The sequence below is a fragment of the Antarcticimicrobium sp. genome, assembly GCF_029212575.1.
Classification (GTDB): Bacteria; Pseudomonadota; Alphaproteobacteria; order Rhodobacterales; family Rhodobacteraceae; genus Antarcticimicrobium.
The window spans coordinates 61539-88171 of sequence record NZ_JARGPK010000014.1 but is presented as its reverse complement, the minus strand read 5'-3'; the positions used below and the strand labels follow the sequence as shown (position 1 = coordinate 88171).

The window sequence follows — 26633 nt, the reverse complement described above, 5'->3', positions numbered from 1 at the left end:
CCGGAAGCGGACCCGGGTTCTCCCAACTTCGGCCTCATTCCCCGGCTAGCTTGACCTCGGACAGAACCGGCCCGACACGTGGCCGGGCAACCGAGAACGGCACCATGCAGGACGGCACCATGCAAGACGACGACGGGTTGAACGACGATGGTTTGGGCGACGACCGGCCGGACGACGAGACCGGGATCGAAGCCTCTCTGGCCGATCTGAACAAGGCCGAGTGGAAGGCCGCGTTAGTCGCGCTGGCCGAGGCGCATGGCATGTCCCAGGAGTTGGGCGCACGCCATTTCGCCACCTTCATCGACAAGAAGCCGACGCTGCTGGTCACCTTCGAGACACTGCAGGGTATCCGGGCCCTGTCGGAAACCGCGCAACCCTTTGGCTTTGACATGGTCAAGGCCCTGGGGTGGTCGCATCTATGCGTGATTTCCGATGGCGACACATGGTTCCGCGATGACGCGGTCTATGGCTTTTTCGACCAGCTGATCGACGACGGGTTCTTCGAGGATTTCGACCGCGTCCTGTTCTACGGCGCTGGACCCTGCGGGTATGCGGCGACGGCGTTTTCGGTGGCAGCGCCTGGCGCCACCGTGATCGCGGTGCAGCCCCAGGCGACCCTTGCCGCACGGATGACGGAATGGGACGACCGCTTTGTCGAGATGCGGCGCACCGATTTCTCCCACCGGTACGGCTATGCGCCCGACATGCTGGACGCCGCCGAGCGCGCCTTTGTGCTTTACGATCCCCGTCAGGCGCTGGACGCGATGCATGCAACACTGTTCGAGCGCAACAATGTCTCGCGGCTGCGGATGCCGTTCATGGGGGGCGCGCTGCAGACCCAGCTGATCGAGATGAATCTGCTCTACCGGCTGTTGTCCCTTGCCGGCGCGGGCAAGCTGACCGAGAGCAAGTTCCATGCGCTCTACCGGGCAAGACGCGATCACATGCCCTATCTGCGCAACCTGATGGCGCATCTGGACCAGAACGAGCGGCCCTATCTGACGACACTGCTGTGCCGAAACGTGACCTCGCGCATACGGGCGCGCCGGTTCCGCCGCAGGCTCGATCAGCTCGAACAACAGGCCCAGGAAGGCGTCTTCACCCCGCCGCCACCGCCGGCGGAATAACGCAGGGCGCGCCAAAGCCTCTGGCCCGATCCCTGCGGCTGTGCTAGCGCAGCCGCCATGACCGAAACCCTGACCCTCCGCCGCCCCGACGACTGGCACCTGCATCTGCGCGATGGCGCGATGCTGGCCGGTGTGCTGCCCGAAACCGCGCGCCATTTCGCCCGCGCCATCATCATGCCCAACCTGGTGCCGCCGGTTGTGACCGGGGCGCAGGCCGCCGGTTATCGCGACCGTATCCTGGCCGCGCTGCCCGAGGGTATGACATTCGAGCCGCTGATGACGCTCTACCTCACCGAAGAGACCGACCCGGCGGATGTGGCCGCGGCGGCCGAAAGCAAGCTGGTCAAGGCGGTCAAGCTCTACCCCGCGGGGGCCACCACCAACTCCGCCAGCGGCGTGCAGGATTTCGACAAGGTGCAAGGCGTGCTGGACCAGATGGCCGAGATCGGCCTGCCGCTCTGCGTGCATGGCGAGGTGACGGACCCGGCGGTCGATATCTTCGACCGCGAGGCGGTGTTCATCGAGCGCGTGCTGGACCCGGTGCGCCGGGCCACGCCGGGGCTGCGCGTGGTGATGGAGCATATCACCACCGCCGACGGCATCGACTACGTCAAATCGCAGGACGACATGGGCGGCACCATTACCGCGCATCACCTGGTGATCAACCGCAACCACATCCTGGTCGGCGGCATCCACCCGCATTACTACTGCCTGCCGGTGGCCAAGCGCGAGGAACATCGCCAGGCGCTGGTCGCCGCCGCCACGTCAGGCGATCCGCATTTCTTCCTTGGCACCGACAGCGCGCCGCATACCGACGCCAACAAGCAAAGTGCCTGCGGCTGCGCCGGCTGTTTCACCGCAACCAACACAATGTCGGTGCTGGCCGAGGTGTTCGAACGCGAAGACGCGCTGGACCGGCTGGAGGGGTTCACCTCGCTGCACGGTCCCGCCTTTTACCGGCTGCCCGCGAACGAGGACCGGATCACGTTGGAAAAGGGCGAACCGGTTTCTTATCCATCTCATATCGCAATCGGCGAAGGCCCGGTGACCGTGTTCGACCCCGGCTTTCCGCTGCACTGGCGGGTGGTCGAGGCCTGACCGGCAGGTTTTCTTCTGGGGGCAGGTGACAGCCAGCCTTGGGGGCTGAACTCCTGATAACACTGCATTCCCTGAGGTTGTTCCCTATCCCCCAAGACAGCCTGCCTTGACGTATTGCCGGAAATATTTCAAGGCTCGCCCGAATGAAACCGTTCGCCTCCGGTGAGCGGATTTGTGTTATTTTGGCAAAAAGGCGGACAAATGTCTTCAGTTGCGTACACCACCTATTATTCGATTGCCGGTTTTTCTTACGACTACCGCTATTTCTGGGACAGCGGGGACGACACCTCCACCAGCTTCGATGCCAGCGTCTCGATGAACGTCACGGCCGATCCCGGCGCCGGGTTCATTTACGAGATCAACGAAGTCGACCTCGCTGACGGCAACGTCTGGGTCGATATCAACACCATCATCGACACTTACGAGCTCTCGCTCGATGGTATGGACGCCTATACCACGGATATCGATTCCAACATCATCGGCGTGAACTGGACCATGGGCGGCGTGTCGCATTCCACCGTTCTAATGGAGTTCGAAGTGGTGAAGGGCGAGAACGTGACGGGGGGCTACGAATACGGCACCCGCTATCATTTCGTACTGGACGGCGACCCCCTGCCGGATTTCAGCTCCCTCTCCGAGTTCGAGAACTTCGCGAACAGCGATACTTACATCACCGGCGTCTACAAGGTGACCGGCGCCTTTGGCGAAGGCAAGCTGATCGAATGGGGCGATATCGAAAGCGCCACCATTCTGGGCGCTGACGAGGACATCACCGGCACCGCCGGACGGGACGTGCTGTCGGGGGGCTATGGCGACGATTATTTCATCTCCTCCGAAGGCAACGACACCTACAAGGGCGGCGTAGGCACGTTCGATCAGGTCAGCTACAAGGACGACCCCTCCGGCGTCATCGCCAATCTCGCTACCGGCAAGGCGACCGATGGCTGGGGCGACACCGACAAGTTCAAGGGCATCGAGGTGCTGCGCGGCAGCCTGTTCGACGACAAACTCACCGGCAACAAGGGCGACAATCACATTCGCGGCCTTGCCGGCGACGATGTGCTGAGCGGCGGCAAGGGAACGGATACCGTGCGCTATGACAAGGATGCGAGCTATGGCGGCACCGATGGCGTCACCGTGAACCTCAAGAAAGGCTATGCCATCGACGGGTTCGGCGATCGCGACACGCTGAAGAACTTCGAGAACGCGCGCGGCACCGACTCGAAAGACACGATCACCGGCACGGGGGCCGCGAACGACATTCGCGGCGAAGGCGGTGCTGACGTGCTCAAGGGGCTGGGCGGCAAGGACGTTCTGCAAGGCGGCGGCGGCAACGACAAGCTCTATGGCGGCAACGGCAAGGACGTCCTTAACGGCGACAACGGCAAAGACAAGCTTGACGGCGGCAAAGGGAACGATGACCTCTACGGCGGCGCCAAGACCGACATTTTCATCTTCAGCGGCAAGTTCGGCGACGATACGATCCACGACTTCCAAACCAAGGGCACAGGCGAGAAGATCGACCTCACCGGTGTGACCTCGATCAAGAACTTCAAGGATCTCAGCAACAACCACCTGTCCGAGGTCGCCGGCAATGCGGTGATCGACGACGGCAGCGGCAACACGATCACGCTGGACGGGGTCGCGGCAGCGGACCTCGCGGCCAACGATTTCCTGTTCTGAGCCGCCCAGTCAGCTGCCCCAAAGTCCGCACGGCCCCGCGCCCGGCGGGCTTTTCTTTTTTCCGGGCCTCCGGTAAGCCCGCCGAAACCCTGCCGCCCGAACGGAGTGCCGCGATGATCCCCTCCTCCTATCCCTTGCCGCAAGAGATGGCGCGCCTGACCGCGCGGATGCTGTTGGAAATCGAGGCGGTGCACCTGAACGCCGAACAGCCCTTCACGCTGGCCAGCGGGTTGCCCAGCCCGACCTACATCGACTGCCGCAAGCTGATCTCATATCCACGCATCCGCTCCACCCTGATGGATTTCCTGACCGTCACCGTGATGCGCAACGCCGGCTTCGAGGCCTTTGACAACATCGCCGGCGGCGAGACCGCCGGCATCCCCTTTGCCGCGCTGGTGGCCGAGCGGATGGGCCTGCCGATGACCTATGTGCGGAAAAAACCCAAGGGCTACGGCCGCAACGCCCGGATCGAGGGCGCGATGCACGAGGGGCAGCGGGTTCTGCTGGTCGAGGATCTGACCACCGATGGCGGCTCAAAGCTGTCGTTCGTCGATGCGATTCGCGCCACCGGCGCGACCTGCGCCCACACGGCGGTGATCTTCTACTACGGGATCTTCCCGGAGACCGAGAAGACGCTGGGCGATCACGGGGTCAGCCTGCACCACCTGTGCACCTGGTGGGACGTGCTGGCCGAGGCCAAGGATTCGGGGGCCTTCAGCCGCGATACCCTGCGCGGGGTCGAGCAGTTCCTCAATGACCCGCGCGGCTGGCAGGAACGCCACAAATCCTGACCTTCCGCATTGTTCGGGCAAGGCGACCTGTGGATGTATTGTCCACAGAATCACAATGTGACCGCAACATTTCGCGGTTAGCGTGAACTATGCTACCCTATCTCGAATGATGATCGGAAGCGGGCAGAGCCCCACAGGCTTATCCACCGGGTTCCCCACAGAGATTTCCCTGTAGGGTTTCGGGCCCGGTTTCGGTACAAGGGCCAAACCGGCGCCAGACCGGACAACGACCGCGCAGCCAGACGCGGCAGACAGGCAGAACGGGACAGAGATGAACGAGATCACAGCGGTCAATCCGGCCACGCCCGAGACCCAGGACGCGGAGACCATGCCGCACTCCATCGAGGCGGAACAGCAACTCCTCGGCGCGATCCTGACCAACAACGACGTCTACGACCGAGTTGCGAGCGTCATCGGCTCGCAGCATTTCTATGACCCGGTTCACGCCCGCATATACGAGGTGGCCGCCGCGCGCATCGCCAAGAATGCGCTGGCCTCTCCGGTCACGCTCAAGGCGTTTCTGGAACATGACGAGGGCCTCAAGGAGTTGGGCGGCCCGGCCTACCTCGCGCGGCTGGCCGGGGCGGCGATCAGCGCCTTTGCGGTGCGCGACTATGCCGAGATGATCTATGACCTTGCTATCCGGCGCGAGTTGATCGGGCTGGGCAAGTCGATTTCCGACAAGGCCGCCCGCGTCGATGTTGCCAGCGGTCCGAAGCAGCAGATCGTCGAAGCCGAACAGCAGCTTTACAACCTTGCCGAACAGGGCCAGTCCGAAAGCGGATTTCAAAGCTTTCTGCGTGCGGTGACCGACGCCGTCAACGTCGCCAATGCCGCCTATCAGCGCGAAGGCGGGCTGGCGGGGATCGCCACCGGGCTGAACGATCTGGATCACAAGCTGGGCGGGCTGCACAAATCCGACCTTCTGATTCTTGCCGGCCGCCCGTCGATGGGCAAGACCTCGCTGGCCACCAACATCGCCTTCAACGTCGCCAAGTCCTACAAGCGTGGCACCCTGCCCGATGGCACCGAGGGCGCGGTCGAGGGCGGCGTCGTCGGCTTTTATTCGCTGGAGATGAGCGCCGAACAGCTGGCCGGGCGGATCCTGGCCGAGGCCTCGGAAATCTCCAGCCACAAGATCCGGCAGGGCGACATGACCGAGGGGGAATTCCGCCGCTTCGTCGATGCGGCCAAGGCGCTGGAGGCCTGCCCGCTCTATATCGACGATACCGCCGCCATCCCGATCGCCCAGCTGGCCGCCCGCGCCCGAAGGCTGAAACGGACCCACGGGCTCGATCTGCTGATCGTCGACTATCTCCAGCTTGTGCGCGGCACCTCGGACAACCGGGTGCAGGAGATCGGCGAGATTTCGATGGGTCTGAAAGCCATCGCAAAGGAGCTGGACATCCCCGTCATCGCCCTGTCGCAGCTGTCGCGCCAGGTGGAAAGCCGCGATGACACGCGCCCGCAGCTCTCGGACCTGCGCGAATCCGGTTCGATCGAGCAGGACGCCGACGTGGTGATGTTCGTCTATCGCGGCGAGTACTACAAGGAACGCGAGAAGCCCGGCGAGGACAACGTCGAGGCGATGGCCGGCTGGATCGAGGAGATGGAGCGCCTGCACGGCAAGGCCGAGGTGATCATCGGCAAGCAGCGCCACGGCCCCATCGGCACGATCGAGCTGTCCTTCGAGGCGCAATTCACCCGCTTTGGCAACCTGGCCAAGGCCTGGCAACAAGACCGCGTGCAGGAGTTCTGAGCGATGCCGATCCACGATTTCATGGCCGCCTACAAGCGCGTCTGGGAGGGGCAGGATTCGCAAGGGTTCGCCGCGCTGTTCGCGCCCGGGGGGCGGTATCACAACACGCCGTTCCAGGTGCAGCAGGGCCCCGAGGCATTGGCCGCCTACTGGGACAGGATCAAGCTGCAGCAGGACATCGCGCTGCGCTACGAGGTACTGGGCGAAACGACGGCCGGCGGCATCGCGCATTGGAATGTGACCTATCAGGTCGCCTCGGAGGAGCTTTTCGCGATCTGGGCCAAGTCCACAGGCACTGGTCTGCCCGACCGCAAGCCGGGCGATCCGCTACCCCGGATGGAACTTGACGGCATGCTGGTGGGCGAGTTCGACCCCTCCGGTCTGGCGCGCGAGGTGCGCATCTGGTGGCACTCCACGCCCCGCCCGACCGCCTGATTTCCGCGCCTACCAGACCGCGCGCGCGGTCGTGGCGGTTTTACCCTTGACGCCCCGCGCCCCCATGTCATGAACGGCCCATGAGCACCGGACGCCTGACCATCGATCTTGAGGCCCTCGCCGCGAACTGGCGGGCGCTGGACGCCATCAACACGGTGGAAACCGCCGCCGTGGTCAAGGCCGACGGCTATGGGCTGGGCGTCAGTCCCGTGGCCCACACCCTGGCGCAGGCCGGGGCGCGCCGGTTCTTCGTCGCCGCCGCCGAAGAGGGAGCAGAACTGCGCGCGGCCCTGGGGCCCGGGCCGATGATCGGGGTGTTTTCCGGCCACATGGCAGGCGATGCCGACCTGATCCGCGACAACGACCTGACGCCGATGCTGAACTCGGTCGATCAGGTGCTGCGCCATTTCGAAACCCTGCCGCGCCAGCCCTTCGGCATCCAGCTGGATACCGGGATGAATCGGCTGGGCATGGAGCCCGCCGAATGGGCCGCCCTGCGCGATCCGGTGCTGCAGCAGATTCCGGTGCTGCTGATGTCGCATCTGGCCTGCGCCGACGAGCCGGGCCATTTCATGAATGCGAAACAGTTGCGCTGTTTCCGCGAGATGACCGACGGGCTGGGCATCTCCCGCTCGCTCTCGGCCACGGGGGGCACGCTGCTGGGCGCGGATTATCATTTCGACCTTACTCGCCCCGGCGTGGGCCTTTACGGCGGCCGCCCGTTCGAGGACGCGCGCCCGGTGGTCGCGCTCGACTTGCCTGTCATCCAGACGCGCGAGATCCTGCCGGGCGAAACCGTGGGCTACGGCAACACCTGGACCGCTCAGCGCCCCGCGCGCATCGCCACTGTCGCGGCGGGCTATGCCGACGGGCTGTTTCGCGCCATGGCCCCCAACCTGGACCTTTGGCACGGGGATACCCGCTGCCCGTTGGCCGGGCGCATCTCGATGGACCTGATCGGGGTGGACATCACCGGGCTGGGGGACGCAGCCCCGGAGGCCCTGAGCATCCTTGGCCCGCACCAGGGCGTTGACGATCTGGCCGACGCCGCCGGCACCATCGGATACGAGATCCTGACATCGCTGGGCGCGCGTTATGCGCGCAGCTACCTGACATGACCGCGTTGCTTACCCCCCTCGCCCGGCTGGGCCGGACGGTGCTGGCCGCACTGGCCTCGGTCGGGCGCGTGGCGCTTTATGCGCTCTCGGCTTTCAGCCACATCTTCCGCCCGCCCTATTACCCGCGCGAGCTGTTCAATGCGCTGCTGAACATCGGCTGGCTGTCGCTGCCGGTGGTCGGTCTGACCGCGCTGTTCACCGGCGGCGCGCTGGCGCTTCAGATCTATTCCGGCGGCGCGCGTTTCAACGCCGAGGCAGTGGTGCCGCAGATCGTCGCAATCGGCATGGTGCGCGAGCTGGGCCCGGTGATGGCGGGACTGATGATCGCGGCGCGCGTCACCTCCTCGATCGCAGCCGAGGTGGCCACCATGAAGGTGACCGAGCAGATCGACGCTCTGGTCACTCTCTCGACCCACCCGATGAAATACCTGACCGCGCCGCGGCTGCTGGCCGGGCTGCTGACAGTGCCGGTTCTGGTGGGCGTCGGCGACGTGATCGGGGTCGCCGGCGGCTATATCGTGGCGACAGAGAACCTCGGTTTCAATCCGGCGGCCTATCTCAAGAACACGGTAGATTTCCTCGAAGGGCTCGACGTGGTCTCCTCGCTGGTCAAGGGCTGCGTCTTCGGCGGCATCGCCACGCTGATGGGGTGCTACTACGGCATGAATTCGGGCCGCGGCGCCCAGGGCGTGGGGGCGGCCACCAAGACCAGCGTCGAGGTCGCCGCGGTGCTGATCCTCGCCGCCAATTTCCTGATCACGGGGGCTTTTTTCTCGGTATGATCCGGTTTGAGGACGTCCATAAAGCCTTTGGCAGCAACCGCGTTTTGCGCGGGCTTACGCTGCACGTGCCCAAGGGCACATCGATGGTGATCATCGGCGGCTCGGGAACCGGCAAATCCGTGGCGATCAAATCCGTTCTCGGACTGGTAACGCCGGACACGGGCCGCATCCTGGTCGATGGCAAAGACACCACCAGCGGCGACCGCGATGCCTTTCTCGCCCGCTTTGGCATGCTGTTCCAGGGCGGCGCGCTGTTCGACTCGCTCCCCGTGTGGCAAAATGTCGGCTTTCGCCTGCTGCGCGGCGCACTGAAGCGCCCGCAGGCCGAGGCGCGCGAGATCGCCATCGAGAAACTGCGCCGCGTCGGGCTGAAGCCTGAGGTCGCCGACCTGTTCCCGGCCGAGCTGTCCGGCGGCATGCAGAAACGCGTCGGCCTTGCCCGCGCCATCGCCGCCGACCCCGAGATCATCTTTTTCGACGAGCCCACCACCGGACTCGACCCGATCATGGCGGGCGTGATCAACGAGCTGATCCGCGAGATCGTGGTCGAGATGGGCGCCACGGCGATGACCATCACCCATGACATGACCTCTGTGCGCGCCATCGCCGACAATGTGGCGATGCTGCATGACGGGGTGATCAAATGGACCGGCCCGGTGGCGCAGATGGACCATTCCGGCGATCCCTACCTCGACCAGTTCATCCACGGCCGCGCCGAGGGGCCGATCGAAGCGGTGCGGTGAACCCTGGCGAAGAGAAAATTCGAATTTTCCGGTGATTTTCTTCGAAGACAATTGCACCGGCCGACGCATCCATCCACGTTCCCAATGCCGGTGAAATCGGCTAGGCCCCTATGATGATCCTCCGCCTCGCCAACCTCGCCCTGCTGGTGCTCTACCCGGTCGCCTGGTTCGCGCCGCTCTTGCGCGCGGGGTTCCTGCCGCTGTTCGGCCTGTCGGAAATCTCCGTCATCACCGGGGTGCAATCACTGTGGCGGACGGACATTTTCCTTGCCCTCGTGGTCACCGTCTTTGCCCTCTTCGCACCCTACCTCAAGACCATCGGGCTGGCGCTGGTGCAGTGGCGGCTGCTGGATACCCGCGCTTTGCCGGTGCTGACCGTGCTGGGCAAGCTGGCGATGGCGGACATTTTCCTCATCGCCTTGTACATTACCATCGCCAAGGGCATCTCCTACGCCCGGATCGAGGTGGCCTGGGGTCTCTACCTCTTCACCTTCTGCATTCTCGCCTCTCTGGTGCTCGGCCTTCTGACCGACCGGAAGTTGCGGGGGCTTGAGGCGCAGGGCACGGGCGGGCAATAACGGCGCATGGCAAAACAAAAAACCTTCCTCTGCTCGGCCTGCGGCGCCAGTTCAACCAAATGGTCCGGGCGCTGCGAAGCCTGCGGCGAATGGAACACCATTTCCGAGGAAAAGCCGCTGTCCTCCGGGCCGGCCTCGAAATCGCTGGGCGCGCGGCGCGGGCACGCGGTGCCGCTGACCGATCTTTCCGCCGAAGAGGCCCCGCCACCCCGAGCCACCGCCGGCATGGACGAGCTTGACCGCGTTCTGGGCGGCGGACTTGTGTCCGGCTCGGCGATCCTGGTGGGCGGCGATCCCGGCATCGGCAAATCCACCCTGCTGTTGCAGGCCGCCGCCGCCTTTGCCCGCCAGGGGCTGAAGACCGTCTATGTCTCGGGCGAGGAGGCCAGCGCCCAGATCCGCATGCGCGCGCGCCGCCTCGGGCTGGCCGACGCGCCGGTGCGGCTGGCGGCCGAGACCAACCTGCGCGACATCCTGACCACGCTGGAGGCGGAGAAGCCGCAGCTTGTCATCATCGACTCGATCCAGACCATGTGGGCCGACAACGTCGACAGCGCGCCGGGCAGCGTCACCCAGGTGCGTGCCACCGCGCATGAGCTGACCACATTCGCCAAGCGGAACAATGTCTCGGTCATCATGGTCGGACATGTCACCAAGGACGGGCAGATCGCCGGGCCGCGCGTGGTCGAACACATGGTCGATACAGTGCTCTACTTCGAGGGCGAGCGCGGCCACCAGTTCCGCATCCTGCGCGCGGTCAAGAACCGGTTCGGCCCCGCCGACGAGATCGGCGTGTTCGAGATGACCGGCGCCGGGCTGGCCGAGGTCACCAACCCCTCGGCGCTGTTCCTGTCCGAACGCGGCCAGCCCAGCGCCGGCTCGGTCGTCTTTGCAGGGATCGAGGGCACCCGCCCCGTGCTGGTCGAGTTCCAGGCGCTTGTCGCCCCCTCGCCGCTGTCGCAACCCCGCCGCACCGTGGTCGGCTGGGATGGCGGGCGGCTGGCGATGATCCTGGCCGTGCTTGAGGCGCGCTGCGGCATCCCCTTTGCCGGGCTCGACGTCTATCTCAATGTCGCCGGCGGCATGAAAATCGGCGAACCGGCGGCCGATCTGGCGGTTGCCGCCGCGCTGCTGAGTGCGCGCGAGGATGCGCCGCTGCCCGCCGATACGGTGGTTTTTGGAGAAATCAGCCTCTCTGGCGCGCTTCGCCCGACGCCACAGACCGAAAACAGGTTGAAAGAGGCGCGAAAACTTGGTTTCACCGCTGCAATCGCTCCGGCCGGCGGCAAGACCGGATCCGGCGGCGGCCTGTCCCTGACACGGCCGACCGACCTGATCGGATTTGTCGGCGAAGTCTTCGGGGCGGGTTAGCGCAGGACAGAGCAGGCGAGGGACATGGAAGGTTTCACCATCATCGACGGGGTCGTGGCCCTGATCATCGTGGTTTCGGCCCTGCTGGCCTATTCCCGCGGCTTCGTGCGCGAGGCGATGGCCATCGCCGGCTGGATCGTGGCGGCGGTTCTCGGGTTCCTGTTCGCGCCGCAGGTGGAGCCGCTGATCAAGGAGGTTCCGGTTCTGGGCGAGTACATCGGCGAGAGCTGCGAACTCAGCATCATCGCCGCCTTCGCCGCGGTCTTTGCCGTCGCGCTGATTGTGGTCTCCTTTTTCACGCCGCTGTTTTCCTCGCTGGTGCAACGCTCGGCCCTTGGAGGGCTCGACCAGGGCGCCGGGTTTTTCTTCGGCGTGGCGCGGGGCATCCTTCTCGTGGCCATCGCCTTTTTCGTCTATGACACGGTGATGACCGGGCAGAACTTTACCATGGTCGATGAAAGCCGCTCGGCCAAGGTCTTCTCGCGGATGACCGACACGATCGAAGAGCGCGACCCCGAACAGGCGCTGGGCTGGATCACCCGGCAGTACGAGGGGCTGGTGGGCAGCTGCGGCGCCCCCGATGAGTGAGGTCAGCGATCCGGCCCAGAAGCGCGTCAACTTGACACACTTGCCGCATTCCTGCCGCAATTCCGCCGCCTGATAGCCCGGTTCTCAAGGGTTTCTGAGTTTGCGGCCGCATTGCCGCGGACTTTTAACGATCAGGTTTTCCCCGTGTCTGTCGAACTTGGTACCGAACCGGCGCCCCCCTGTCCCCCTCACAAATCGATCCTGTCGGGTCGTCCTCGGCCAGTCCGGGCCGATGATCGCACCTTTGCCCCCGGCACCCTCCTGGACACGATGACCGGATGGAGACCGGTCGAGACCCTGCACCCGGGCGAACAGGTGCGCACCCTGCATGGCATGAGGCGAATCGAGACACTGACGCGCCAGCCCCCCGACCACAGCCGAACGCACTGGATCGTGCCCGCGAACAGGCTTGGCAACACCTCGGACCTGCGGTTGAACGCGGGGCAGAACGTCGTCGTGATGGACCCGGTCTGCCAACGGCTGTTCGGCGTCCCCCTGGTGCTGGTCCCCGTGCCCGCGACCACGGGGTTCCGCGGGGTGCGCACCGTCTCCGGGTTCACGCTTCGCTGGGGGATCGCGCTCACCTTCGAGAGCGAGGAAATCGTATTCGTCCAGGCCGGTGCGCTTCTCCATGTTCCTGGTCCGGAGTCCGATGCGCATCACCGCAGGCTGACCTACCGGGAAAGCAGCAATCTCCTTCCCCTGCTCCGGGCCGGCGCGTACCGCACGATCCGAACGCCGGCGCCTGCCCCCGAAAAACAGCCGCAGGCGCGCCAATAATCGCGCAGGACCGCGCTTTGCCCGGATCAAATGTGTGATCCTTTCGTGACACTCGCCGCACATGCCATTATGTGAGGGCCTGACCCCAACGGATTCGGAGCTGCCCCTCCCGTGCCGACGCCGCAAATGCCCCCCGCTCACCCGTTCGATGATGACAAGCTGCATGAAGAATGCGGCATATTCGGCGTCACCGGCGTACAGGATGCCGCCAATTTCGTCGCCCTCGGCCTGCATGCGCTCCAGCATCGCGGGCAGGAGGCGGGCGGCATCGTCACCCACGACCCGGAGCAGGGGTTCAACTCCGCCCGCAGGTTTGGCTATGTGCGTGATAATTTCACCTCAACCGACATCATGGAAACTCTGCCCGGGCCGCTGGCCATCGGGCATGTACGCTATTCCACCACCGGGGCGAAGGGCGCGGCGATCCGCGACGTGCAGCCGTTCTTCGGCGAATTCGCCATGGGTGGTGCCGCGATTGCACATAACGGCAACATCACCAATGCCGACGCGCTACGCCGCGAATTGATCGAGCGCGGCTCGATCTTTCAAAGCTCGTCGGACAGCGAATGCATCATTCACCTGATGGCCCGCTCGCTGCAACGCAACATCCCCGAGCGGATGGAGGACGCGCTGCGCCGGGTCGAGGGGGCGTTTTCCATCGTCGCGATGACCCGCTCGCAACTGATCGGCGTGCGCGATCCGCTTGGCGTTCGGCCGCTGGTGCTGGGCCAGATCGGCGATGGCTGGGTGCTGAGCTCGGAGACCTGCGCGCTCGACATCATCGGCGCAGATTTCGTGCGCGAGATCGAGCCGGGCGAAATGGTCGTCATTTCCCCCGAGACCGGCGTCGAGAGCCTGTTTCCCTTCCGTCGTCAGAAGCCGCGCTTCTGCATCTTCGAGCATGTCTATTTCTCGCGTCCCGACAGCATCCTCGGCGGGCGCAGCGTCTATGAGACCCGCGCCGCCATCGGCCGCGAACTGGCCAAGGAGAGCCCGGTCGAGGCCGACCTCGTCTGCCCGGTGCCCGACAGCGGCACGCCGGCGGCAATCGGCTTCAGCCAGGAATCGGACATTCCCTACGCGATGGGGATCATCCGCAACCAGTACATGGGGCGGACCTTCATCGAGCCGACCGAGCAGATCCGCAACATGGGCGTTCGGCTGAAGCTGAACGTCAACCGCGCCCTGATCCGCGGCAAGCGGGTGATCCTGGTCGACGATTCGGTGGTGCGCGGAACCACCAGCCGCAAGATCAAGGAAATGATCCTGGATGCCGGCGCCAAGGAGGTGCATTTTCGCATCGCTTCCCCGCCGACCGCATGGCCCTGCTTCTATGGTGTCGATACACCACAGCGCGAGAAACTGCTTGCCGCGACCATGTCCGAGGACGAGATGCGCGAGCATCTGTCGGTGGACAGCCTGAAGTTCATCTCGCTCGACGGTCTGTACCGCGCCGTTGGCGAGGCGACGGGGCGCGACGCGTCCTGTCCGCAGTATTGCGACGCCTGTTTCTCCGGCGAATACCCGGTCAAACCTGCCGACATGATCGAAAAGGGCTTCGAGATGAAACCGGCGGCAGAATAGCACCATCGGCCCCGGCGCGTTCCCGCCGAGGCCGGGGTTTTGGCCCTTTCTCCCGATCGCGCGGCGCGCTAGAGGGACGGTCCGAAACCACACAAGACGCTGGCGCCGCCGCAAGTGCGCCGCAAGGACCAACGTACATGACAAACGAAACCGACGCGGGCGGAACGCCCGCGACCGTGGCCGATCTGGCCACGACGCCGCAGGTTCTGGAGGCCGGCGCGATGACCCTGATCGGCCTCTCCGGCGGCGCGAAGGGCTTCCATGCGCTCGTCCGTCTGCCCGGCGGGCGGATCAGAAAGGTTGCCGCCGGCGACCGGATCGCCTGGGGCATGGTCGTGGCCATCGACGAGAATGGCCTGCTCTACCAGCGCAGCGGCGAAACCACGCGGATCACCCTGCCCGGCGGCTGACCCGCCCCCCTTGACGTCACGCCGGAAAGGCCGCAAACCCGCGCCCATGACACAGCCCGAGACAAAAATCGCCCTGGTTACCGGTGCCTCCCGCGGGCTCGGTTTCGCGCTGGCCGAGGCGCTGGCCCCGACTCATCACATCGTCGCCGTCGCCCGCACCACCGGCGCGCTGGAAGAGCTTGACGACCGGATCAAGGCCCGCGGCGGCAGCGCGACGCTGGCCCCGATGGACATCACCGTGCCCGAGGCAATGGCGACCCTTTGCCGAGGCATCCACGACCGCTGGGGCAAGCTGGACCTCTGGCTGCACGCGGCGATCCACGCCGCCCCGCTGAGCCCGGCACAGTTCATCGACGCCAAGGACTGGGAAAAATCGGCAGCGGTCAACGCCACCGCCACCGCGCTGCTGATCAGCTATGTCGCGCCCCTGCTGGGCGAGGCGGGCCAGGCGGTGTTCTTTGACGATCCGCGCGCGGGCGAGAAATTCTTCGGCGCCTACGGGGCGACCAAGGCAGCGCAGATCGCCCTGGCGAAAAGCTGGGCGGCGGAAACCCGGCGCACGGGACCGCGCGTGCAGGTCCTGGAACCGCGCCCGATGCCCACCGCCACCCGCGCCCGGTTTTTCCCCGGCGAGGACCGCGCGGCGCTGACCCGGCCGGCCGAAGAGGCTGACCGCCTGTTGGCGCAGATCTGAGCGCCGGGCAGCCCGCCCCCCACGTCCGGTCCGCGAATTGATATGAGTGCGCGCCGCTTGCTTGCCGTGGCGGGCGGGCATCGCTATCAAGGCGCAAACGGGGCAGGCTGACATGCGCATTCTTTTGACCAATGACGACGGCATCAACGCCCCCGGGCTCGCGGTGCTGGAAGCGATCGCCGCCGATCTGGCAGGGCCGACGGGCGAGGTTTGGGTCGTCGCCCCCGCCTTCGAGCAATCGGGGGTCGCCCATTGCATCAGCTACACCCATCCGATGATGATCGCCAAGCTGGACGAGCGCCGCTTTGCCACCGAAGGAAGCCCGGCCGACTGCGTGATGGCGGGTCTGCATGACGTGCTCAAGGGCACCCGTCCCGACCTGGTTCTGTCGGGGGTGAACCGCGGTAACAACTCGGCCGAGAACGCGCTTTACTCGGGCACCCTCGGCGGGGCGATGGAGGCGGCGCTGCAGGGCATTCCCGCGATGGCGCTGTCGCAATACTACGGGCCGCGCAACTTGGGGCTGGACAACCCCTTCGAGGCCGCAGCCCAGCATGGCGCCGAGGTGATCCGCCGCATTCATGCCGCCACACCTGAAGCGGGCGAGGATTACCGGCTGTTCTACAACATCAATTTCCCGCCGCTTCCGGGGGCAGAGGTGCGCGGCATGCGCGTGGCGCCGCAGGGGTATCGCCGGAATACCCGGTTCTCGGTCGAACCGCACAGTTCGCCCTCGGGGCGGCGGTTTCTCTGGATCAAGGGCGGCAACCAGCAAGAGCCGACAGAACCGGGCACCGACGCGGCAGTGAATCTGGACGGTTACATTTCGGTCACTCCGATGCGCGCCGACCTGACGGCGCATGACGCGCTCGTGGCGCTGAAAGCGATCGAATGAGCGAACCAGCGCCGGAAACCAAGATGCAGTTCCTGTTCGCGCTCCGCTCCAAGGGCGTGACCGACCGGCGGGTGCTGAACGCAATGGAGGAAATCGACCGCGGCCCCTTCGTGCGCGGCCTGTTTTCGGAACGCGCCTACGAGGACATGCCACTGCCGATTGCCTGCGGTCAGACCATCAGCCAGCCGTCCGTGGTGGGCATCATGACCCAGGCGCTGCAGGTCAGCCCGCGCGACAAGGTGCTCGAGGTCGGCACCGGCTCGGGCTACCAGGCCGCGATCCTGAGCAAGCTGGCACGGCGTGTCTATACCGTCGAGCGCCATGCCCGGCTGGTGCGCGAGGCACGCGCGATTTTCGAGGCTCAGGGGCTGGTCAACATCACCGCTATGACCGCCGATGGCTCGCACGGGTTGCCCGACCAGGCCCCGTTTGACCGCATCATCGTGACCGCGGCGGCCGAGGATCCGCCCGGCCCGCTCTTGGCGCAGTTGAAAATCGGCGGTATCATGGTGGTGCCGGTGGGCCAATCCGACACCGTGCAGACCCTGATCCGGGTCCGCCGCGGCGAGGATGGGTTCGACTATGACGAAATCCGGCCTGTGCGGTTCGTTCCCCTGCTCGAAGGGTTGGGAAAAGACAGCTGAGCGTAACAGGTAAATTGAGAAGCCCCGGCCAACAGGGGGCGTGCATTGAGGACGACGAGATGCAATTTTTCGCCATCGCGATACGACCGCGCCGCCTCTGGGCGGCGACCGCCGTTCTGGCCCTGCTCGCGGGCTGTTCCGAACCGCTCGACTTTGACCTGCGCGGCAACGCGGGCGGTTTTTCCACCGCAGATGCAGCCCGCAGCGTGAGTACCGCCGACCGTCCCGATCCGGACGCGCGCGGCATCATTTCCTATCCCAGCTACCAGGTGGCGGTGGCGCGGCGCGGCGATACCGTGGCCGACGTGGCCACGCGCATCGGCCTGCCGCCCGAGGAGCTGGCCCGCTACAACGGCGTCCAGCCCAGCGATCCCCTGCGCCAGGGCGAGGTGATCGCCCTGCCCCGGCGGGTGTCCGAACCGCCGGCGGGAACGCCCGGCTCGATCGACATCGCCACGCTGGCCGGATCGGCCATCGACGCCGCTCCGAACACCACCCCGTCACCTTCGGCAGTGGAAACCGCCCCGCTGGAACCCGCCCAGCCGACCCCGAAACCGCAGGACCGTGTGGAACCGATCCGCCACAAGGTCGAGCGCGGCGAGACCGCCTATACCCTGTCGCGGCTCTACCAGGTCCCGATCAAGGCGCTGGCGGAATGGAACGGGCTCGGCCCGGATTTCACCATCCGCGAGGGGCAGTACCTGTTGATCCCGATCAAGGACCAGCCGTCGCCGCGCCGCGCCGTACCGCAGACCGACGTGACCCCGCCGGGCAGCGGCTCGCCCACACCGACCCCGCCCAGCGCCACCGAGCCGCTGCCCGACGAGAAGATCGCGGCGAAACCGCCGGAGCCGCCCAAGGTGTCGGTCGGCCAACCCTCTGCCCGCTCCGGCGCCGCGATGGCAATGCCGGTTTCGGGCGGAAAGATCATCCGTGCCTATGCCAAGGGGCGCAATGAGGGAATCGACATCTCGGGCGCGGCGGGCACCCCTGTGGTGGCTGCCAACTCGGGAACCGTGGCCGCGATCACCGAGGATGCCGACCAGGTGCCCATCGTGGTGATCCGCCACGACGCCAACCTGCTCACGGTCTATGCAAATGTGGCGGAGATTGCAGTGTCCAAGGGCGACCAGATCAAGCGCGGCCAGACCCTGGCCAAGCTGCGCAGCGGAGACGAGGCCTATCTGCATTTCGAGGTGCGCGACGGATTCGAGAGCGTCGATCCCGCGCCCTACCTGAAATAGTCGGCTGAACGCCCATGCGGTGCGGGTCTAGACCCTCACCCCCTGCCGCCCCGCCAGATCGGTAAAGAACTGCCACGCGACCCGGCCTGACCGCGCGCCGCGCGTCGCCTGCCATTCGATTGCCTCGGCGCGCAGGGTCTCGGGCTCTGCCGCCACCCCGTAGGCCGCGCAATAGCGATCGATCATCGACAGGTATTCGTCCTGGCTGCAGGGGTGGAAGCCCAGCCAGAGCCCGAACCGATCGGACAGCGAGACCTTCTCCTCGACCGCCTCGGACGGGTTGATGCCACTGGAGCGTTCGTTCTCGATCATATCGCGTGGCATCAGGTGGCGGCGGTTCGACGTGGCGTAGAACAGCACGTTGTCGGGCCGCCCCTCGATGCCGCCGTCCAGCACCGCCTTGAGGCTCTTGTAATGCTGGTCGTCATGGGAAAACGACAGGTCGTCACAGAACAGCAGGAACCGCTGCGGCGCGCCGCGCAGGTGGTTCAGCAGCCGCCCCACGCTGGGCAGATCCTCGCGCTGCAACTCGATCAGTTTGAGATCGGTATGATTCACTGCAACTTCGGCGTGGATCGCCTTGACCAGGCTTGATTTCCCCATCCCGCGCGCGCCCCACAAGAGCGCGTTGTTGGCACTGAATCCGCGGGCGAACCGTCGGGTGTTGTCCAGCAGCGTATCGCGCGAGCGGTCAATGCCCACCAGCAGATCCAGCCGCACCCGGTTGATCCGCGCCACCGGCTCCAGCCGGTCGGGGTCCACGTGCCAGACGAAACCCTCGGCGTCGGCAAAGTCCGGCCCGGGCATCGGCGCCGGCGCCATCCGTTCCAGCGCCTCGGCAATGCGGGTCAATGCGGCCTGATCCATCTGCTGTCCTCCAGTCGTTTCGCGCCTGTCAAACCACGATGCGCCCGGAGCGACAAGAGGGGCGAGGCAAAGGGGCGCGCCGGTTGCCCGGCGCGCCCCTCGCTCATGTCATTGACCCTGCGGCTAGTCGTCGTCCGCCTCCGGCCCGGCGTCTTCGTCGAACTCCGACATCATCGGATCGTCGTCAAAGGCCTCTTCGTCGTCCTCGTACCAGGTGCCTTCTTCGCGCATCCTTGCCTCGCGCTTGGTCTCGACCCGACGCACCAGGAAGATGGAGATCTCGTAAAGCCCGTAGACCACGGTGAAGAGAATGATCTGGGTGATCACGTCGGGCGGCGTCACCAGCGCGGCCAGAAGCAGAATCGCCACCACCGCGTATTTCCGCACGTTGCCCAGCCCCTCGGCGCTGACCAGCCCGGCCTTGCCCATCAGCGTCAGCAGAACCGGAAGCTGGAAACACAGGCCAAAGGCAACGATGAACTTGATCGTGAGGTTCAGATACTCCTGCGCCGAGCCCTGGAACACCACGCTCAGAGGCGCGGCCCCCTCTGCCACCACTTCACCTTCCGCTCCGAACTGCTGGAAGCCGAGGAAGAAGTCATAGGCCAGCGGGGTGACGACGTAAAAGGCAAAGGCGCCGCCCAGAATGAACATGAAGGGCGAGGCGATCAGGAACGGCAGGAACGCACCCTTTTCAGTCCGGTACAGCCCCGGCGCCACGAAACGCCACATCTGCAGCGCGATATAGGGAAAGGACAGCATCAGCCCGCCCAGCAGCGACACCTTGATCGCGACAAAGAATCCCTCTTGCGGGCTGATGAAGATCAGGTCGCAGTCCTGCCCCCGCTCGGCCAGCACCTGGCACAGCGGCGCGGTCAGGAAATTGAAGAGCGGCGTGGCCACGGTGAAGCAGATCACCATGCCCACGAGGAAGGCCAGGACCGAATGGATCAGCCGCGACCGCAACTCGGTCAGATGCTCGATCAGCGGGGCCGAGCTGTCGTCGATCTCGTCGGTGTCGGTTTTGCTCATGTCGTGCTCTCAGGGTCCTGCGGGGCGTTCGGCGCGGGGTCGTTCAGGGCCGCCTCGGCCTCGTCGGCCTTGGCCAGTGCCTCTTTTGCTTCGCGTGCCTTGCGGTCTGCGGCGGCGCGGGCGGTGGCGGCCTGGATCTTCTTGGCGTCCTCGGCGCGCTCCTTGGCCAGCTTGCCGGTCTCGCTGTCCGGATCGTATTTCGTCGGGTCGAGTCCGGCGGTCATGTCGCGTGCCGCATCCTTGACCCCGTCCATTGCCGAGCCCAGCGGGTTGGTTGCCGTCTTGAAGGTCTTGGCCACGTCGCGCATGCCGGATTCATCCGCCGCCTCGTTCATCGCGCGGGAAAACTCGCGCGCCATGCCGCGCGCCTTGCCGACCCAGCGCCCGACGTTGCGGAACAACACCGGCAGGTCCTTCGGGCCCACAACGATCAACGCGACGATGCCGATGACCAGCAGTTCGGTCCAGCCCAGATCGAACATGTGCGGTTACACCTTGTCTTTGTCGGTTTCCTCGGGCGTGACGTCCTTGGCGGTTTCTGCGGCGTCCTCTTCGAGTTCCTTGGTGCCTTCGCTGACGCCCTTCTTGAACGAGGTGATGCCCTTGCCCACCTCGCCCATCAGCGAGCTGATCTTGCCGCGGCCAAACAGCACCAGAACCACGACCGCAATCAGCAGAAGGCCGGGAAGGCCGATATTGTTGAGCATGTGATCTCTCCTTTTCTCTTGTTCCAAGCACGGCGCAACAGCCGCGCCGCAGGGTTGTCCTTTTCTTACAGGCCCAGCAGGCGGATCGAAAAGCACCACCCGCAGGCGCCAACGCCGATTACAGGCGGATTCCCCTGTCCCCCGAAGGCCGGCTTGAACTACTGACATGTTTTTGTCAGTTTGGCGCGACCTTACGTCTCCCGGACACGGATAACCCGATGGATCGCACCGACCGCCTGCTCGAAATCCTGCGCCTGATGCGCGACAGGGATCTGCATCGCGCGCAGGATCTCGCGACAAGACTGGGGGTATCGCCGCGCACGATTTATCGCGACATGGACCGTCTCGCCGCTGCCGGTGTGCCGGTCGCCGGAACGCGCGGCACCGGCTACCGGCTGGCCGACACCATCGCGCTGCCCCCCATAACCTTGACGCAGGACGAGCTTTCCGCGCTCAACCTTGGCATCGCCATCCTCTCCGAGGCGGCCGATCCGAATCTGAAGGCCGCCGCGCTGTCGCTGGCGGACAAGGTCGATGCCGCCTTGCCGCAGGAGACCATTTCCGAGGCGGAATCGTGGAGAACCGCCCTCACCCCGCTTGCCAACGCTGCGCGCGGGCTGTCGCACATGGGCGCGCTGCGCAGCGCCATCCGCGGCCGGCAAAAACTCCGCCTCACCTACCGGCATCCGGAGGGGGCGGCCACCCGCCGCACAGTCCGTCCGCTCAGGCTGGAAAGCTGGGGGCGCGTCTGGACACTGACCGCCTGGTGCGAGTTGCGCGGAGATTTCCGCGAGTTTCGTCTCGACCTGATCGAAGAGGCGATGCCCCTGCCCGAGCTTTTCGTCGATGAAGCCGGCAAAACGCTGGCAGATTACGCAGGCGTGGCGGATTGAAAACGGTTCAGGACGGAAACACGAAGCACTTGTCGCGCCGCACGGTCAGCCACATTACCCGCCCCGCCTGCGGCAGAAACACGTTGGGCACCGTCGCCTTGAGCACCGAGCCGTCGAATTCCATGCGGAACTCCACCAGGCTCTCATGGCCCAGGAACCGGGCCCGCTCCACCACGCCGCGCGCCGCCACCCCCTCGGCCGGGGTCGGCAGTGGTCCCTGACCGTTGCGGTCGAAATCCAGCCGCACATGCTGCGGGCGGAACACGATATCGACATCGGTCTCGTCCGGAACCCCCGGCGCCAGGAACTGGCCAAAGGGCGTCTGCGCCAAGGCCCCGTTCACCCGCGCCTTCAACACGTTGACATCGCTGAAAAAGGCAACCGCCGCCTTGTCGGCGGGGCGGGTATAGACATTGTAGGGCGCGCCGCGCTGCACGATCTGCCCGGACCGCATCAGCGCGATCTCGTCGGCCATGCGCATCGCCTCCTCGGGCTCATGCGTGACCAGAAGCACCGCGGTATCCTCATCCTTCAACAGGCTCAGCGTCTCGTCGCGGATGCCGTCGCGCAGCCGGTTGTCGAGGCCCGAAAACGGTTCGTCCATCAACATGATACGCGGCCGCGGCGCCAGCGCACGGGCCAGCGCCACGCGCTGCTGCTCGCCACCCGACAATTGGTGCGGATAGCCGTCGATGAACTCGATCAGGTCGACCCGCTCCAGAAGTTCGGCGACCCGCGCCCGCTTTTCCGCCTTGGTACCCCTGCGCAGGCCGAAGGCCACGTTGTCGGCCACGCTCAGATGCGGAAACAGCGCGAAGTCCTGGAACATCAGCCCGATCTCCCGCCGCTCGGGCGGCACGCGAAAGATCGTGTCGCAGACCAGCTTGCCATCGACCCAGATCTCGCCCGAGTCCTGCATTTCTACGCCCGCAATCATCCGCAGCGTCGTCGATTTTCCGCACCCGGACGGGCCCAGCAGGCAGGTCACCTGCCCTGCCATGATCCTGAGAGAAACGTCGTCAACCACCCGACGGCCATCGAAATGGCGCACCAGGTTGCGGATCTCCAGCCGGGGGGTGTCTGCCGTCACGTGGGCCTCGCTCCAATTCCCGAGGGAAACCATCGGGCAGAGCAGGAGATAGCAACCCCGGCCCCCGGGGACAAGCCGTCAGCAGCAGCCCCCACCGGGAGAAGCCGCCGCGCGCGCCCCGAGGCCGTTGAACGGGCTGTCACCGCCGCAGCCCTCGAAGATGCCGAAATGAGTCGCGAAATCGCCGATGAACTCGAAATGCGGTGCAAAGCGCGTCTCGGCCAGCATCCGCCAGGTGTTGCCGCAGACCGGAAAGACCTTGCCGGTCTCAATCACATGATGGTCGTCCAGCACCAGCACCTGCGGCGCCTGCGGCACGGTCCCCTTGTAGATCACCGCCTGCCCGTAATCCTCGCAGGCCGGGTCCAGCCCGGCGAGGTTGAACAGCCGGTAGGTGGCCGAGATGAACCTGATCGGCGCGACCTTCGCCTCCAGGTCCGGGTTCTCGATGGTCAGCGGGCGGTGCTCCACCCGGCGCGGTTCAACGAATCCCGCCGCCCGCGCCATGGACAGGAAGTCGTTCCAATAGAGCGCGCCGGACAGACACTCGCCATAAAGCACCTCATCCTCGGCCAGCGCCGCCGGGATACGCCGGTCGGCGTAGACGTCGGAGAAATACATCTCACCGCCCGGTTTCAGCAGCCGCTGCGCCCCGCGCAGCACCGCCGGTTTGTCGGTCGCCAGATTGAGCACGCAATTCGACACGATGATATCGAAGGAGCCCGGCTCCAGGTCCAGCGCGTCGAGATCCTCGATCAACCCGTCGAGGAATGCGACGTTGGATTCCGCGTATCCGAAGGCCTCGGCGTGAAAGGCCCGGTACCGCCGCGCGACATCGAGTTGCGCCGGCGTCATGTCCACGCCCACGACCGCGCCATGCTCGCCCACCATCGCCGACAGCGCGTAGACATCGCGCCCCGCCCCGCAACCCAGATCCAGGATGCGCATCCCCTCAAGCGCCTGCGGCGCGATCAGTCCGCAGCCATAGTAGCGCGCCAGCACCTCGTCGTGCAGCCTGGACAGCACCGCCTTGAGATGCGCGGGCATCTCGCCGGGGGTACAGCAGGCATTGGTCTGCAGATCGCCGCTGCTCTGCAGCACCTCACCGTAATAGGACTGAACCGTTTCGTGTTTCATCGCGCCCGCGCCTCCGTTGAGCAATGCTCAACCGATAACCGGCGCGCCGGGCGCGGTGCAATCGGGGGGGCGGCCATGTCACCAAGCCGTGACCGCGCCGCCCGTTTTCGTGATCACATGGTCAGGTTCACGCCGCCACCGTCCAGCAGGATGTTCTGGCCGACAATGAATCCGGCGTGCCGGGAACACAGAAAGGCGCAGGCCGCGCCGAACTCTTCCCGGGTGCCATACCTCTCGGCGGGGATCGTCGCGGCGCGCTGCGCGCGGGCCTCTTCGATGCTGATGCCCTGCTGCTTGGCGACGCCGCTGTCGAGCGCATCTGCGCGGTCGGTGGCATGGATGCCCGGCAGCAGGTTGTTGATCGTCACGCCCTTGCCCGCCACCTGCCGCGCGGTGCCCGCGACATAGCCGGTCAGCCCGGCGCGGGCGGCGTTCGACAGCCCCAACACCGGGATCGGCGCGCGCACCGTCTGGCTGGTGATGTTGACCACCCGGCCCCAGCCACGCTCCATCATCGCCGGCACCAACCCTTTGATGAAGGAAATCGGCGTCAACATGTTGGAATCCAGCGCCTTGATGAAATCCTCGCGCTCCCAATCGGTCCACATGCCCGGCGGCGGGCCGCCGGCGTTGTTGACCAGGATGTCGGCCCCCTCGGCCGCCGCGAGAACCGCCGCCTGCCCTTCCGGCGTTGTCACGTCGCAGGCCACGGTCGCCACCTCGACCCCGTGGGCGTCGCGGATCGCCTGCGCGCTGGCCTCCAGCGCCTCGGCGCCGCGCGCGTTCATCACCAGGTTCACGCCAGCGGCGGCCAGCGCCTCGGCACAGCCCAGGCCCAGCCCCTTGCTGCTGGCGCAAACCAGCGCGCGTTTTCCCGAAATCCCAAGATCCATCTTCTCGTCTCCCACTTTGCCGGTGCGGCCCGCTGCATTCGCAGCGGAGTCCAAAACAATGCCGGCGTTTCACCCGTGTATTGGCCCAGATCCGCCACAATCCCGGGCTACCTCTTGCGCAAGGGGCCGCTCGGCCCTCAATGTATCCGTTCACCCCAAGTAACAGACCCGGCACCGTGACCACAACAACCGACAGCCCCGTTCAGGCCATCCCCGTCTACCCCGCCACCGATTTCCGGGTGAGCGACGGGGCCCATCTGGGCGATCCGGTGTCCTACATGGACGAGCTGGTTCTCGACGACATCTACATGCTCGAACCCGGCGCGGTACAAAGGCGGCTGACGCTGGCCACCTTGGGCGACGGCAGCTTTCGCATTGCCGCCAACAGCGAGCTGGGCCGACCCGACGCGACCCTTCACCTCGATTGCGCGCTGCAGTTCATGACGCCCGACGGCACCACCAGTGAGGCGCTGATCCTGATCGAGACCGATGCCGACGACCTTGTCGCGGGCACCTATCTTTTGCCTCTTGCCACGCTCGTGCCGCAGACCGATTACCGCCTGGTCGGCGCGGACCACGATACCGCCCGCCGTAAGTTCGCCCAGGTCGCCTGCGTGTCCTTCACGCGCGGCACCCGGATCACCCTGGCCACCGGCGCACAGGTGCCGATCGAGGCGCTGAAGGTCGGAGACCGGGTGCTGACCCGTGACGACGGCGCGCAGGAAATCCGCTGGATCGACCACAGCACCGTGCGCGCCGCCGGAGCCTTTGCCCCCATCGTCATCACTGCCGGCACATTGAACAACGAAGGCGACCTTATCGTCAGCCCCGAGCACCGGCTGTTCGTCTATCAACGCAGCGACATGATCGGCGCCGGCCGCCCCGACCTGCTGGTCAAGGCCCGCCACCTGGTCAACGGCGACTCCATCTTCGTGCAGCAGGGCGGCTACGTCGATTATTTCCAGATCCTCTTCGACCGTCATCACATCATCTACGCCGAGGGGATCGCCGCCGAATCGATGCTGATCGACCCGCGCACGCGCCCCGCCCTGCCGGAGGATCTGCTCGACAGGATCGGCAGCGTCCTGCCCGGTCCCGGGCACCGCGGCGCCAGCGGGTTCGACGTGCAAAAGGCGCTGCTCGACCGCCCCGATGCGATCGATCTGTTGCGCCGCGCCTCGCTGAACTAGGCCGGGTTTTCCGACGCCAGGATCAGTAGAAGAACTCTTCGCGCACGATCTTGCCATCGGCGACCGAATAGACCGCCACCTCCTGCATCTCCGAAATCTCGCCGGTGGCTTTCTCCTTGGCTTTCATGCGGAAGATGACCGCGAAACGGTCGTCGCCATGCAGCATCGGCCCGATCACCTCGCCGTCCAGCACCTCCATGGCCTCTTCCCACCAGTCGTGCTTGCCGCGAATCGCGTCCAGCCCCGTGGCCTCGCGCCCGTTGCCCATGTCCGCCGCCTCGATCGAGACCGCGCCCGGTGCATAGAGCCGTTCCAGATTCTCCCGCGCCCGCCCCTCCCGGCAGCCTGCGACCAGTTCTTCGGCAATCGCTTTCAGTTCCATGACACCCTCCAGTTGTTCACTATATGTTCACATCCTCTCATGTTCTGCCGATTCGACCAAGCCAGTACCGCCCCCCCGGTCAAACCGGAGCAAGCGCGCCTGTTTGCCTTGATTTTCT

At 65.6% G+C, this 26633-nt stretch carries 29 protein-coding genes; 21 read left to right on the top strand and 8 right to left on the bottom strand.

The window, feature by feature from the left end:
- Positions 1-119: 119 nt before the first annotated feature.
- From P1U75_RS02700 to P1U75_RS02610, 19 genes are all read left to right on the top strand, one after another.
- Positions 120-1127: a phosphoadenosine phosphosulfate reductase gene (locus P1U75_RS02700; protein ID WP_300239489.1), complete on the top strand. Its 1008-nt coding sequence runs from the start codon at positions 120-122 to the stop codon at positions 1125-1127.
- Between the two features lie 57 nt (positions 1128-1184).
- Positions 1185-2225 (top strand): dihydroorotase, encoded by a 1041-nt coding sequence (pyrC, locus tag P1U75_RS02695; RefSeq protein WP_300239487.1) that lies wholly within the window; start codon positions 1185-1187, stop codon positions 2223-2225.
- A gap of 201 nt (positions 2226-2426) precedes the next feature.
- Positions 2427-3908 (top strand): hypothetical protein, encoded by a 1482-nt coding sequence (locus tag P1U75_RS02690; protein WP_300239484.1) that lies wholly within the window; start codon positions 2427-2429, stop codon positions 3906-3908.
- Between the two features lie 113 nt (positions 3909-4021).
- Positions 4022-4699: an orotate phosphoribosyltransferase gene (locus P1U75_RS02685; RefSeq protein ID WP_300239481.1), complete on the top strand. Its 678-nt coding sequence runs from the start codon at positions 4022-4024 to the stop codon at positions 4697-4699.
- Between the two features lie 271 nt (positions 4700-4970).
- The gene (locus P1U75_RS02680) at positions 4971-6458 is read left to right on the top strand and encodes a replicative DNA helicase (protein WP_300239479.1); all 1488 of its coding nucleotides are present in this window, start codon (positions 4971-4973) and stop codon (positions 6456-6458) included.
- A gap of 3 nt (positions 6459-6461) precedes the next feature.
- A complete protein-coding gene (locus P1U75_RS02675) occupies positions 6462-6893 on the top strand; it encodes a nuclear transport factor 2 family protein (RefSeq protein WP_300239477.1) in 432 nt (143 codons plus the stop codon).
- Positions 6894-6973: 80 nt separating this feature from the next.
- Positions 6974-8011, top strand: a complete 1038-nt coding sequence (gene alr, locus P1U75_RS02670) for an alanine racemase (RefSeq protein ID WP_300239475.1) — start codon at positions 6974-6976, stop codon at positions 8009-8011.
- Entirely contained in the window at positions 8008-8793 is a 786-nt protein-coding gene (locus P1U75_RS02665) for an ABC transporter permease (protein ID WP_300239473.1), read from the top strand. Before alr ends, P1U75_RS02665 begins: the two co-directional genes overlap by 4 nt.
- On the top strand, positions 8790-9536 hold the full coding sequence (locus tag P1U75_RS02660; RefSeq protein WP_300239471.1) for an ATP-binding cassette domain-containing protein: 747 nt from the start codon (positions 8790-8792) through the stop codon (positions 9534-9536). The genes P1U75_RS02665 and P1U75_RS02660 overlap by 4 nt, the downstream gene beginning before the upstream one ends.
- Positions 9537-9649: 113 nt before the next feature.
- The gene (locus P1U75_RS02655; protein ID WP_300239469.1) at positions 9650-10114 is read left to right on the top strand and encodes a paraquat-inducible protein A; all 465 of its coding nucleotides are present in this window, start codon (positions 9650-9652) and stop codon (positions 10112-10114) included.
- Positions 10115-10120: 6 nt separating this feature from the next.
- A complete protein-coding gene (gene radA, locus P1U75_RS02650; protein WP_300239467.1) occupies positions 10121-11485 on the top strand; it encodes a DNA repair protein RadA in 1365 nt (454 codons plus the stop codon).
- 24 nt (positions 11486-11509) lie between these two features.
- Positions 11510-12073, top strand: a complete 564-nt coding sequence (locus P1U75_RS02645; RefSeq protein ID WP_300239465.1) for a CvpA family protein — start codon at positions 11510-11512, stop codon at positions 12071-12073.
- 144 nt (positions 12074-12217) lie between these two features.
- Entirely contained in the window at positions 12218-12853 is a 636-nt protein-coding gene (locus P1U75_RS02640) for a Hint domain-containing protein (protein WP_300239463.1), read from the top strand.
- 126 nt (positions 12854-12979) lie between these two features.
- Entirely contained in the window at positions 12980-14437 is a 1458-nt protein-coding gene (gene purF, locus P1U75_RS02635; protein ID WP_300239461.1) for an amidophosphoribosyltransferase, read from the top strand.
- Between the two features lie 137 nt (positions 14438-14574).
- Complete coding sequence (locus tag P1U75_RS02630; RefSeq protein ID WP_300239458.1) at positions 14575-14847, top strand: hypothetical protein; 273 nt, start codon at positions 14575-14577, stop codon at positions 14845-14847.
- 46 nt (positions 14848-14893) lie between these two features.
- Positions 14894-15541 (top strand): SDR family NAD(P)-dependent oxidoreductase, encoded by a 648-nt coding sequence (locus P1U75_RS02625; RefSeq protein WP_300239455.1) that lies wholly within the window; start codon positions 14894-14896, stop codon positions 15539-15541.
- 112 nt (positions 15542-15653) lie between these two features.
- The gene (gene surE / locus P1U75_RS02620) at positions 15654-16436 is read left to right on the top strand and encodes a 5'/3'-nucleotidase SurE (protein ID WP_300239452.1); all 783 of its coding nucleotides are present in this window, start codon (positions 15654-15656) and stop codon (positions 16434-16436) included.
- Complete coding sequence (locus tag P1U75_RS02615) at positions 16433-17080, top strand: protein-L-isoaspartate(D-aspartate) O-methyltransferase (RefSeq protein WP_300239450.1); 648 nt, start codon at positions 16433-16435, stop codon at positions 17078-17080. Before surE ends, P1U75_RS02615 begins: the two co-directional genes overlap by 4 nt.
- 59 nt (positions 17081-17139) lie before the next feature.
- A complete protein-coding gene (locus tag P1U75_RS02610) occupies positions 17140-18324 on the top strand; it encodes a peptidoglycan DD-metalloendopeptidase family protein (protein ID WP_300239447.1) in 1185 nt (394 codons plus the stop codon).
- Between the two features lie 27 nt (positions 18325-18351).
- Here the strand turns inward: P1U75_RS02610 and P1U75_RS02605 are convergent, their stop codons facing one another.
- The 4 genes from P1U75_RS02605 to P1U75_RS02590 form a co-directional block, all read right to left on the bottom strand.
- On the bottom strand, positions 18352-19191 hold the full coding sequence (locus P1U75_RS02605) for an ATP-binding protein (RefSeq protein WP_300239444.1): 840 nt from the start codon (positions 19189-19191) through the stop codon (positions 18352-18354).
- Between the two features lie 123 nt (positions 19192-19314).
- Complete coding sequence (gene tatC, locus P1U75_RS02600; protein WP_300239441.1) at positions 19315-20223, bottom strand: twin-arginine translocase subunit TatC; 909 nt, start codon at positions 20221-20223, stop codon at positions 19315-19317.
- The gene (gene tatB / locus P1U75_RS02595) at positions 20220-20705 is read right to left on the bottom strand and encodes a Sec-independent protein translocase protein TatB (RefSeq protein ID WP_300239439.1); all 486 of its coding nucleotides are present in this window, start codon (positions 20703-20705) and stop codon (positions 20220-20222) included. The genes tatC and tatB overlap by 4 nt, the downstream gene beginning before the upstream one ends.
- Before the next feature lie 6 nt (positions 20706-20711).
- A complete protein-coding gene (locus P1U75_RS02590; RefSeq protein ID WP_300239437.1) occupies positions 20712-20930 on the bottom strand; it encodes a twin-arginine translocase TatA/TatE family subunit in 219 nt (72 codons plus the stop codon).
- A 218-nt stretch (positions 20931-21148) separates the two neighbouring features.
- Here P1U75_RS02590 and P1U75_RS02585 point away from each other — a divergent pair, with 218 nt between their 5' ends.
- Complete coding sequence (locus tag P1U75_RS02585) at positions 21149-21823, top strand: YafY family protein (protein WP_300239434.1); 675 nt, start codon at positions 21149-21151, stop codon at positions 21821-21823.
- A gap of 7 nt (positions 21824-21830) precedes the next feature.
- Here P1U75_RS02585 and P1U75_RS02580 read toward each other — a convergent pair whose 3' ends face one another.
- The 3 genes from P1U75_RS02580 to P1U75_RS02570 form a co-directional block, all read right to left on the bottom strand.
- On the bottom strand, positions 21831-22946 hold the full coding sequence (locus P1U75_RS02580) for an ABC transporter ATP-binding protein (RefSeq protein ID WP_300239431.1): 1116 nt from the start codon (positions 22944-22946) through the stop codon (positions 21831-21833).
- 45 nt (positions 22947-22991) lie between these two features.
- Positions 22992-24050 (bottom strand): methyltransferase domain-containing protein, encoded by a 1059-nt coding sequence (locus P1U75_RS02575; protein WP_300239429.1) that lies wholly within the window; start codon positions 24048-24050, stop codon positions 22992-22994.
- Between the two features lie 113 nt (positions 24051-24163).
- Positions 24164-24943 carry an SDR family oxidoreductase gene (locus tag P1U75_RS02570; protein ID WP_300239427.1) on the bottom strand — a complete coding sequence of 260 codons (780 nt, stop codon included), beginning with the start codon at positions 24941-24943 and terminating at the stop codon, positions 24164-24166.
- Between the two features lie 176 nt (positions 24944-25119).
- Here P1U75_RS02570 and P1U75_RS02565 point away from each other — a divergent pair, with 176 nt between their 5' ends.
- The gene (locus tag P1U75_RS02565; protein WP_300239425.1) at positions 25120-26133 is read left to right on the top strand and encodes a Hint domain-containing protein; all 1014 of its coding nucleotides are present in this window, start codon (positions 25120-25122) and stop codon (positions 26131-26133) included.
- 22 nt (positions 26134-26155) lie between these two features.
- Here the strand turns inward: P1U75_RS02565 and P1U75_RS02560 are convergent, their stop codons facing one another.
- A complete protein-coding gene (locus P1U75_RS02560; protein WP_300239422.1) occupies positions 26156-26515 on the bottom strand; it encodes a nuclear transport factor 2 family protein in 360 nt (119 codons plus the stop codon).
- Between the last annotated feature and the right edge of the window lie 118 nt (positions 26516-26633).

Coding starts and splice junctions, on each gene's coding strand:
- tatC (WP_300239441.1), bottom strand. CDS start 20,223: ATGAGCAAAACCGACACCGACGAGATCGACGACAGCTCGGCCCCGCTG.
- P1U75_RS02630 (WP_300239458.1), top strand. CDS start 14,575: ATGACAAACGAAACCGACGCGGGCGGAACGCCCGCGACCGTGGCCGAT.
- P1U75_RS02690 (WP_300239484.1), top strand. CDS start 2,427: ATGTCTTCAGTTGCGTACACCACCTATTATTCGATTGCCGGTTTTTCT.
- pyrC (WP_300239487.1), top strand. CDS start 1,185: ATGACCGAAACCCTGACCCTCCGCCGCCCCGACGACTGGCACCTGCAT.
- P1U75_RS02605 (WP_300239444.1), bottom strand. CDS start 19,191: ATGGATCAGGCCGCATTGACCCGCATTGCCGAGGCGCTGGAACGGATG.
- P1U75_RS02680 (WP_300239479.1), top strand. CDS start 4,971: ATGAACGAGATCACAGCGGTCAATCCGGCCACGCCCGAGACCCAGGAC.
- P1U75_RS02665 (WP_300239473.1), top strand. CDS start 8,008: ATGACCGCGTTGCTTACCCCCCTCGCCCGGCTGGGCCGGACGGTGCTG.
- P1U75_RS02580 (WP_300239431.1), bottom strand. CDS start 22,946: ATGGTTTCCCTCGGGAATTGGAGCGAGGCCCACGTGACGGCAGACACC.
- P1U75_RS02660 (WP_300239471.1), top strand. CDS start 8,790: ATGATCCGGTTTGAGGACGTCCATAAAGCCTTTGGCAGCAACCGCGTT.
- surE (WP_300239452.1), top strand. CDS start 15,654: ATGCGCATTCTTTTGACCAATGACGACGGCATCAACGCCCCCGGGCTC.
- P1U75_RS02570 (WP_300239427.1), bottom strand. CDS start 24,943: ATGGATCTTGGGATTTCGGGAAAACGCGCGCTGGTTTGCGCCAGCAGC.
- tatB (WP_300239439.1), bottom strand. CDS start 20,705: ATGTTCGATCTGGGCTGGACCGAACTGCTGGTCATCGGCATCGTCGCG.
- P1U75_RS02700 (WP_300239489.1), top strand. CDS start 120: ATGCAAGACGACGACGGGTTGAACGACGATGGTTTGGGCGACGACCGG.
- P1U75_RS02560 (WP_300239422.1), bottom strand. CDS start 26,515: ATGGAACTGAAAGCGATTGCCGAAGAACTGGTCGCAGGCTGCCGGGAG.
- P1U75_RS02615 (WP_300239450.1), top strand. CDS start 16,433: ATGAGCGAACCAGCGCCGGAAACCAAGATGCAGTTCCTGTTCGCGCTC.
- P1U75_RS02675 (WP_300239477.1), top strand. CDS start 6,462: ATGCCGATCCACGATTTCATGGCCGCCTACAAGCGCGTCTGGGAGGGG.
- P1U75_RS02585 (WP_300239434.1), top strand. CDS start 21,149: ATGGATCGCACCGACCGCCTGCTCGAAATCCTGCGCCTGATGCGCGAC.
- P1U75_RS02685 (WP_300239481.1), top strand. CDS start 4,022: ATGATCCCCTCCTCCTATCCCTTGCCGCAAGAGATGGCGCGCCTGACC.
- P1U75_RS02625 (WP_300239455.1), top strand. CDS start 14,894: ATGACACAGCCCGAGACAAAAATCGCCCTGGTTACCGGTGCCTCCCGC.
- P1U75_RS02655 (WP_300239469.1), top strand. CDS start 9,650: ATGATCCTCCGCCTCGCCAACCTCGCCCTGCTGGTGCTCTACCCGGTC.
- P1U75_RS02645 (WP_300239465.1), top strand. CDS start 11,510: ATGGAAGGTTTCACCATCATCGACGGGGTCGTGGCCCTGATCATCGTG.
- purF (WP_300239461.1), top strand. CDS start 12,980: ATGCCCCCCGCTCACCCGTTCGATGATGACAAGCTGCATGAAGAATGC.
- alr (WP_300239475.1), top strand. CDS start 6,974: ATGAGCACCGGACGCCTGACCATCGATCTTGAGGCCCTCGCCGCGAAC.
- P1U75_RS02610 (WP_300239447.1), top strand. CDS start 17,140: ATGCAATTTTTCGCCATCGCGATACGACCGCGCCGCCTCTGGGCGGCG.
- P1U75_RS02575 (WP_300239429.1), bottom strand. CDS start 24,050: ATGAAACACGAAACGGTTCAGTCCTATTACGGTGAGGTGCTGCAGAGC.
- P1U75_RS02590 (WP_300239437.1), bottom strand. CDS start 20,930: ATGCTCAACAATATCGGCCTTCCCGGCCTTCTGCTGATTGCGGTCGTG.
- radA (WP_300239467.1), top strand. CDS start 10,121: ATGGCAAAACAAAAAACCTTCCTCTGCTCGGCCTGCGGCGCCAGTTCA.